General features: G+C 31.8%; 8 protein-coding genes. 4 read left to right on the top strand and 4 right to left on the bottom strand.

The window, feature by feature from the left end; translation table 11 throughout:
* Positions 1-72: 72 nt before the first annotated feature.
* The 4 genes from HMPREF9402_RS08970 to HMPREF9402_RS08980 form a co-directional block, all read right to left on the bottom strand.
* Positions 73-1,446, bottom strand: coding sequence for a YjiH family protein (locus HMPREF9402_RS08970; RefSeq protein ID WP_009607180.1), 1,374 nt, complete (start codon positions 1,444-1,446; stop codon positions 73-75).
* 136 nt (positions 1,447-1,582) lie between these two features.
* Entirely contained in the window at positions 1,583-1,711 is a 129-nt protein-coding gene (locus tag HMPREF9402_RS14910) for a hypothetical protein (protein ID WP_009607163.1), read from the bottom strand.
* 25 nt (positions 1,712-1,736) lie between these two features.
* Positions 1,737-3,161, bottom strand: a complete 1,425-nt coding sequence (locus HMPREF9402_RS08975; RefSeq protein ID WP_009607168.1) for an HD domain-containing phosphohydrolase — start codon at positions 3,159-3,161, stop codon at positions 1,737-1,739.
* An 85-nt stretch (positions 3,162-3,246) separates the two neighbouring features.
* Positions 3,247-3,765 carry a GNAT family N-acetyltransferase gene (locus HMPREF9402_RS08980; protein ID WP_006783190.1) on the bottom strand — a complete coding sequence of 173 codons (519 nt, stop codon included), beginning with the start codon at positions 3,763-3,765 and terminating at the stop codon, positions 3,247-3,249.
* A gap of 159 nt (positions 3,766-3,924) precedes the next feature.
* On the opposite strand from HMPREF9402_RS08980, the gene HMPREF9402_RS08985 reads away from it, so the two are divergent.
* The 4 genes from HMPREF9402_RS08985 (at position 3,925) to HMPREF9402_RS09000 (ending at position 9,321) form a co-directional block, all read left to right on the top strand.
* Positions 3,925-4,902: a tocopherol cyclase family protein gene (locus HMPREF9402_RS08985; protein WP_009607167.1), complete on the top strand. Its 978-nt coding sequence runs from the start codon at positions 3,925-3,927 to the stop codon at positions 4,900-4,902.
* Between the two features lie 99 nt (positions 4,903-5,001).
* Positions 5,002-5,709: a response regulator transcription factor gene (locus HMPREF9402_RS08990; RefSeq protein WP_009607175.1), complete on the top strand. Its 708-nt coding sequence runs from the start codon at positions 5,002-5,004 to the stop codon at positions 5,707-5,709.
* Positions 5,710-6,185: 476 nt separating this feature from the next.
* Positions 6,186-8,267 carry a sensor histidine kinase gene (locus HMPREF9402_RS08995; RefSeq protein ID WP_229040247.1) on the top strand — a complete coding sequence of 694 codons (2,082 nt, stop codon included), beginning with the start codon at positions 6,186-6,188 and terminating at the stop codon, positions 8,265-8,267.
* A gap of 34 nt (positions 8,268-8,301) precedes the next feature.
* Positions 8,302-9,321 carry a M15 family metallopeptidase gene (locus tag HMPREF9402_RS09000; RefSeq protein ID WP_009607179.1) on the top strand — a complete coding sequence of 340 codons (1,020 nt, stop codon included), beginning with the start codon at positions 8,302-8,304 and terminating at the stop codon, positions 9,319-9,321.
* The last annotated feature ends 13 nt before the right edge of the window (positions 9,322-9,334 follow it).

Raw genomic sequence — 9,334 nt, forward strand, 5'->3', positions numbered from 1 at the left:
CGTTTTCAATATTAGTTTTGGATTTTACCTGAAAATACATACAAAAAAAGCTCACATAAAGTGAGCTTTAAATTAAAAAATTAAATGTGCAATTAATGCGATAACAGGTAAAGTAATCAACGTACGTTGAATGAAAATAATAAATAATTCTTTTAAACTTACCGGAATTTTTGATGCTAACAACAATGCTCCAACCTCAGATAAATAAATTAACTGTGAAACAGAAACAGCTGCGACTACAAATCGAGTCATCTCGCTCTCAATCCCTGAAGCTAAAATCGATGGTAATAACATATCAGCAAATCCCGCTACAAGCGTTTGAGATGCTGCCATCGCCTCTGGAACCTGTAATAACCATAAAACTGGATAGAATGGTAATCCTAAAATTTTAAATAATGGAGTGTACTCTGCTACCACTAATGCAATCGTTCCAACCGCCATAACAATTGGAATAACTGCTAACCACATATCTAAAACATTTTTAAATCCATCCACAAAAACAACCTTAACTAAATCCTGCCCCTTAGCCTTCTTAATAGCCTGGTTTAAACCATGTGAAAAGCTACTTGATCCCGCTGGAATAACCTCATCATCTTCTTTTGGAGTTCCATCAAAGAATATATCTGGCTTCTTCGATAAAGGTGGTAATTTGGGTAAAACAATGGCTGCCACTAAACTCGCCACGGTTACCGTAAAATAGAAAGGTAAAAACATACGGCTCAGTCCAACCGTATCAATAACGACTAAACTAAACGTAATTGATACTAACGAGAATGTTGTTCCAATAACAGCTGCCTCACGCTTTGTATAAAAACCATCCTCATACTGCTTACTCGTTAATAAAACACCAATCGTCCCATCTCCAAGCCAGGAAGCAATACAATCAATCGCAGAACGCCCCGGTAAATTAAAGACAGGACGCATGATTTTAGATAATAACGTTCCAATAAACTCTAACAATCCAAAATTCAATAATAACGGCAAGAATAACCCTGCAAATAAAAAGACAGAAAATAAAATCGGTAATAAATCATATAAAACAAGTCCGCCTGTATCTCCTGAATAAATCGGTGCAAATCCCACCTCATAAAGAGCCATCACAATAAATACAGCCGCTAACATACGAATAACAAACCAAACAGGTGTTACATTAAACAACGTATTTAAAAAATCATTCTTAATAATAAACTTCGGTGAAAAAATCTTGGTCACTAATGTTCCAACCGCTGTAATCATAACTAATAATAATAAAACCATCGGTAATACATCTGCAAACGTCGATTGAACCCACTTCGATAAAACCGCAACAGGAATCGTAATCTCTCCACCAATAGAAATAGGTGTCATAAATAAAAATACACCCAGTAACGAAGGAATCACAAACTTTAAAACTCCTCCTAAATTTTTAGAGCTACACGAGCCAAGATTTCCAGTATTCTTCTTCATAATTTCTACCTTCCTTATTTAAAATTTACTTTTGATTTAATAAGTATACTTCCAACCATTGAAGTTATCAACCTTTTCCAACAATAAAATTCAAATTATGACACAAAAAAAGGATTAAACTTTACAGTTTAATCCTTTAATTTTTTTGCCATGCAATTAAAACTAAATCTGCTCCAAATTTTTCAGCCAACTCCGCCTCAACACGTTTTAATTCACGTAACTTATCATCACTTAAATTCGCAATATGAAACTCTTTACTATCCATAGTATTCACCTCATCTTTAATATCTTCAATTCCCAAAAGAATATTCCCTTTCAATCACATTCGCAAAAGCTTCAACAACCACTGGATCAAACTGAGCTCCACTACATCGACGAAGTTCAGTTATTCCCTCCTTATAACTCATTGGGTGATTATAAGATCGCTTTGAAGTCATCGCATCAAAACTATCCGCTACTGCTAAAATTCGAACCAAAAATGGAATTTCATCCCCTTCTAAACGAGAAGGATATCCACGTCCATCAAAACGTTCATGATGATGTCTAATAAACATCTTAAACGGAGCTAACTCCTCAAATAACTGAATCAGTTCTACCCCCTGTTCAACATGAGACTTCAATCTTAGCCACTCATTCTCTGCAAGTGGCATTCGCTTATTCAAAATAAACTGATCCATATCAAGCTTCCCAATATCATGTAAGTAAGCCCCACAAACCAAAAGACTTTCCTCATCATCACTGATTCCAAGCTCACGTCCAAGACATTGACTATACTCAACAACCCGCATCACATGACCATACGTATAACTATCCCAAACACGCAAAAATCCCATCAACATCTTAATCGCCGTCACCACATCACTATCTATCCCATTCATATGTCTCATCATCCATGCATACCGATGTAAACATTCCTCACTATTTACAATATCCTCAACCTTCTTAACTAAATTCACCCCATCCTCAGGGTAGTACACAATCCCACTCTTTAACTCAACCTCTTTGATTTCATAAATTCTTTCCTCAAGCCATTGCACCGATTTTCCCTTATCTGCATCCGGCAAAATAACCATAAATCCATTCAATCCATATCTAAACGTAAACTGACTATTTAATATGCGTGCTATCTTCTTTTCTACCTGTGGATAACCCTCATCATCCATCCTAACAAAAATCAATGAAAACATCCGATTATTAGAAATAAAACTTTCTAACACCTCATCAAAACAAGATTCACTCAGCACACCTGTTAAAAAATCACGAGATTGATAAAAATAATCACGCCAGCCCCCCACAAAATAACTCACCATCAACAAACTAATGCTCCCAAAATAATTAGTTTCTAAAAACCAAAGAATACCTGAACATAAAAAACTACTTAATAATCCAGCACGACGTCCATAAATAATTGTAATAAACAAACAAACCATCATAAAAATCAGTGAATATGCACCTCCACTAACCATTCCTAAAAACAGTCCCGTCATCACAAACAACATACAATCAAAAACTTCTTTTTTAATTTTACTAACCATAAACCCAATCCCTGTTAAAAGCGAAACACAACCAAGAATTAAAAAAAACTTCAATTCCTCATCAGAAAAGCTAATTTCAAAAATAAATAGCATACAAACAAAACAGATTCCTACTAATAAACTTAGGATTTTAATCATCTTCTCTATACTATCATTATATTGTTTCATCAAATCTAACATCTAACTCACCTCATGATATAAAAAAAAGAGACTCAATTGTCTCTTTTAAGATTTGTATTTTTATGGATATTATTCATATAAATTGTTAAATATATAAATCTTTATCTACCCCATACACCTTTTCATTTAAAACTCTTCTAAATTTAATTTGCGCCTCTTCTGATAATTCAGTATTTGAAGACATAATCTTTAATTCTAACCCATCCATCCCTTCATTTAAAGATGGTTGAAAATGATAATGTGGATTTAATTTAAATCCTAATTTTTCATAGAATCTAACACGTCTTTTTGTCAGTTCATCAACAGGCGGTTCAACTTCTAGAATAACCACTCGATTTTCATCTTCAGCTATAACCTGTTGAACTAGTTTCGTTCCAATTCCTAGTCCTCGAACCTCTGGATTACATGCTAAATGTTCAATATAAATAAAATTATCAAACTTATAATAAGCACAAAAACCAGCAACTTCATCTTCATGCATGTAAGTTTTAATAAAATAATCATCACGCTCTAATAAAGCTTTTTGTCCTTCGTAATTTCTCATTTCCTCTTGTGGAAATGATTTTTTCATAATGGAGAAAACTTCATCAAATTTTAAAGTCATGTTATCATCCTTTCATCTTATCTAATCCCATCATATCCTGTTCCTTCATGGCTTGCAACTTTTTTCATTTAATGGTTTAAAAATCTACTTTTTGACACATAATAAAAAAATATAAATCTCTTTTTTAGCAATGGCAAATTATTATATGGAGAGGTAATAATGAAAATAAATCCTGATTTATATCATGGCCAAAATCAATACACTAATTTTTTTGAGGGGTGGTATTTTAAAATTGTGGATAGTACGGCCACTTACGCCTTAGCATTTATTCCTGGAATTTCCCGGGGGAAAGATCCACTCGATCATCATTGTTTTATTCAAGTCGTCAACTTAATTGATCATAGTTATCAATATTTTCGTTATAGTACAAATGAATTCTACTCAAATCCACGTCATTTAAAGATCAACATTGGATTAAATGAATTCAGCCTTAGTAAAATTAATGTTCAACTTCTAAATTCTGAAGAAGAAATTAAGGGAGTCCTATTCCTTAGTCCTCGAAAAAAATGGCCCGATACTAGATTTAATCCAGGAAGTATGGGTTTTTATAATCACTTTTCTTTTATGGAATGTTACAGTCAGGTTTGTGCTTTAGATGGAACGATTGAAGAAGGGCACCTTAAAGTGAATGGAAAATTAATCGATTTCAGTAATGGAAAATACTATATCGAAAAAAATTGGGGCAAAAGCTTTCCAAAATCGTGGATCTGGATTCAAAGTAACAGTTTCAATGATCAACGCGCTACTCTTACATGCTCTCTTGCTACCATCCCTTTCCCACTTGTAAAGGAATTTAGGGGCTTTATCATAGGTGTAACAGTTGATAATAATTTTTATTCTTTTACAAGCATAAACAAAAGCTCTATTACGTTGAATGTTTGCGATAGAGATATTATTTTATGTGCGACTCGGAAACATTTACACCTTGTTGTAAAAACTAAAACTAACCCGCATGATTTTGTTTTATGCTATGGTCCTAAAGACGGTGAAATGGTTCCTCTTGTTGAAGAAACTCTTTTAGGTGAAATTGAAATGACATTACTTGATACCAAACGCAATATTATCCTTTATCAAGGAATCGGCAAAGCCTGTGGTATTGAATATGGTGGGGAACAGATGAACCTTATTGACCAATAAAACTTTACTCTTTTATCCTCGTATCTAGGATTAATTTGCCATAAATAAATTAATTAAGGTATAATAACTTAAAATGAGATGAAGGAGGATTAATATATTATGAAAGATTCTCGTGTCTTAGTTGTTGATGATGAACGTGAAATTCGCGAAGCTATTCGTATTTATTTACGTGGTGAAGGAATTGAAACAATCATGGCCTCTAACGGTGAAGAAGCACTAGATTTAATGAAGACCAATGAGATTCACTTAATTTTAATGGATGTTATGATGCCGAAAATGGATGGAATTGTTACCACTAGTCTAATTCGTGAATTCTCCAACGTCCCAATTATTATGTTAACTGCAAAATCAGAAGATACAGATAAAATTATGGGGCTTTCACTTGGAGCTGATGACTACATTACAAAACCATTTAATCCGATGGAACTTGTGGCTCGAGTTAAAAGCCAATTACGACGTTATTTAATGTTAGGGGCTAAGTCATCTAATCAACAAACAACTGACGAAGACACTATCGAAATTAATGGGCTTCGTATTAATTTATCAACTAAACAAACATTTGTTGATGATATAGAAGTAAGATTAACCCCTACCGAATTTAAAATTCTTAGCTTATTAATGAGAAATAAAGGACGTGTATTCTCAATTAACGATATTTATGAACGCGTATGGGATGAACCAGGATACAATGCAGAAAATACAGTTGCTGTTCATATTAGAAAAATACGTGAAAAAATCGAAATTAATCCTAAAGAACCCAGATACCTTAAAGTAGTATGGGGTGTTGGATATAAAATCGAATCTTAGATTTATCCTATATACTATTTCTTTGAGAAGGAATTAAGTTAAAAGGTTACGTTCTTTTCTTAAGTCATTCGTAGAATCTACTCATGATCGTGTAGAAACTAGTGTAGCATCAACAGAAAATTCAATCAGTTATCATTCGTATTTAATTAATCCCAACTTCATCAAACTGGACAAAACGCTACCTTATTAGCTATAATATTGGTCTACTAAATGCACCTCAATCTAAAGAATCCCAAAAGGCATTTAACAAGCAATACTAAAAATTCAAAAAGCTATTAAAGGATATGAGAAATTAGTTAAAATGGATGTAAACAAGCAAGTTAAAATAAATCGTTCCCCTCAACTTAAACCTTAAAAACATAGTTTCAGAACTATGTTTTTTTTATTAAGAAATTCTTAAGAAATCAAATAACTAATTGTTAAGATATTGATGGTATCTTAGTATCATAATAAAACTATAGATTGGAGCTGAGTATATGTCTGAAAAAACAAATTCTTCTATAAAACAAAAGACTCTTCACAACAATTGGATAAAATTTTTAGTCTGCTGTTTTATTTTTCTATTATCTTTCACTTATGTGACCCAAAATATAAATAACCTATTTCCATTGAATTATTTTGAATCTAGTCAATATGCTTCACAGGTCGATGACTTCTTACACTGGTTTTATGATATCAAAATTCAATTACCACAGGTTAGCATCCCATTAGATAGTATTGAAGTATCAAAAGAAGAGATACTAGATGCTAAAGTAAATTCGAATCAATATAGTAACTATTTATACAATGAAAATACAGATGAGCAAATATCAATCACTTCTCTTTCTGATGAAGAATTAAAACAATTAATCCAATTTTCTAAGTATGAAAAAAATCAACAGTTACTCCAAGAATATCAAAATTATAACTATTCGGAAAAAGACGCTTTTTATTATCAATTAACCGATACTAATGGGGCAACATATAGCAACCTACCAAGCGATAGTGTTCCTACATTAAACACTATTCAAATTCCTTACAAAGGAAATAACCAGGATAATTTTGCGCGTGTAAACAATAATTCTCATAACTATGGTCTAACTGGAACATTATATCTTCCTAAAGCATCTATGGGAGATTCTACAATTCTCCAAAGTTATCAACAATACACTAACAATAAAATATTCCTCGTTATTGGATTTACAATTACAATGATTTCATTACTTCCTTTATACCATTACTATAAGAAGATACAATCGACATCTATCCAACTACCCGAACAATTAAAGTGGATAGAAGCAAAATATAAAACTCTTCCCATTGAAATAAAAGTGATTTTATTTATTTGGACCATTATATTGTTACAAGATTATACTGTATTTGGTTATTGGAATATACAGTATATGTTTTCACACTGGTTAAATACAATCACTAAATTTGCATCTATTTTCCTATTAATTTATGTTTTTATCCTTCAATTTAAAGGATTAATCTATCTTCTTAAAAATCCATCTATCATAAAAAAGGAATGGGAGAATGGTCTTTACAGCACTAATATCGATGATATTAGAAATCTCCCTATCTATCGTAAAGTTTTTACAAAAGTTTTAATGTATACCATCTTTATCGGCCTTTGGGGAATAATAATTGGAACATCAATTATTGATGGATTTGCATTCCTACTAGTTGGAGCAATAAGTTTTGTTCTAGCACTCATTGTTTTACTTAAAATTCAAAGAAGTTGTAAAACAATTCAGGTCATCAACGATTCATTAGATTCTATGGCACAAGGGAAATCTACATCTGATATCCACATTTCTGGCCAAGGATTAATCCCAGATATGGCAAAAAACATCAATATTATACGAGAAGGATTTATTCTTTCTAATCAAAAACAATCGAATAGCGAACGACTAAAAACAGAACTCATAACAAATGTATCTCATGATTTAAGAACACCTTTAACAAGCATTTTAAATTATGTTGATTTAGCTAAACGTTCAGATATTACTGCTGAAGAAAGACAAGAATATTTACAAATAATTGATAATAAATCCAAGCGTCTTAAAGTTTTAATCGATGATTTATTTGAAGCTAGTAAGATGGCAAGTGGGGCTGTTGAATTATATAAAGAACAAGTTGATTTAGTTGCTCTAATGCATCAGTCTATTGCTGAATATGAAGATAAGTTTATTGAACATCAATTAATTTTGAGGAGTAAAACATCAGCTCCACAAATGTATGCCTACTGTGATGGAAGAAAGATGTATCGAGTATTTGAAAATTTATTTGGTAATATTATAAAATACGCTCAATCAGGGACTCGTGTTTATTTAGAAATGTTATATGAAGGATCAGAAATTGTCATAACTTTAAAAAATATATCGAATTATGAATTAGGATTTGATATAGTAGAGTTAACCGAACGATTTAAACGTGGAGATAGTTCTCGTAATACTGAAGGATCAGGACTAGGATTAGCAATTGTAAAATCAATTCTAGATTTACATGGTGCTACTTTTGAATTATCTCAGGACGGGGATTTATTTAAAGTTACAATTAAAATAAAAAAACTATAGATTCTTCAAATTAGATAAATAAGGAGTAACAAAAATGGCTAAAAAAAACGTCGTAATCAAACGAAAAAAAAAGAAATTAATACTAATTCGATTATCAATCATTAGTCTAATTTTACTTACATCAATTATTTATGTTGCTACCATCTTAAATAAACCTCATTTTACTACTCAAGCTCAAACAATAGAATACCTTAATGATAGTTTGATTGTTAGCAACTTAGAAACTAGATCTATACCTAATAGATTTTCGACTGAGCAACGTGAGTATTTAGCCTCTTTTAATTTACCTGATGAAACGTTGGAACAGCTTACATCTTCTCCAAAATTTAATATCGATTCTATGCAAACTTATGCAAATATTTTAAAAAGTAATCGTAATTATTCAGTACAATATGCATTAAACTATGTCCTTTATCCAAATGTAAAAACAAACTTCTATAAAGACACTGTAGAAGTAGCACATCCAGATAATTTATTAGTTTTAGTTAATAAAAACTATCGATTACCTTCAGATTACATTCCAAGTGATTTAGTATATCTCAATGTTCCTTTATATCGACCAGATACAAATAATGAGGCTAACTACTTAAGAAAAGTAGCTGCAGACGCTCTTTCATCACTATTTAGTGCGGCTAATCAAGAAAAAGGATATGCATTAATTGCACGTAGTGGCTATCGCTCATATAAAACCCAAGTTAATTTATATAATAATTATGTGTCCACTAATGGTCAACAATATGCAGATTCTTATAGTGCACGCGCAGGTCATAGTGAACACCAAACTGGTCTAACAATTGATATAACGGCAAAATCAGTAAATGAAGGTTTATCTCAGACTTTTGGTCAATCAAAAGAAGGTGCATGGGTAGCAGAAAACGCTCATAGATTTGGATTCATTATACGTTATCCACAAGGTAGAACAGCAGAAACAGGATATGAATACGAACCTTGGCATTTAAGATATGTCGGTGTGGATGCAGCTACATATATCTATGAGAATAATTTAATTTTAGAAGATTACCTATTAGAAAAAGGAGACATAGGCTCTTTATAATAAATAAAANANA

Source organism: Turicibacter sp. HGF1 (assembly GCF_000191865.1).
Lineage (GTDB): Bacteria > Bacillota_I > Bacilli_A > MOL361 > Turicibacteraceae > Turicibacter > Turicibacter sanguinis.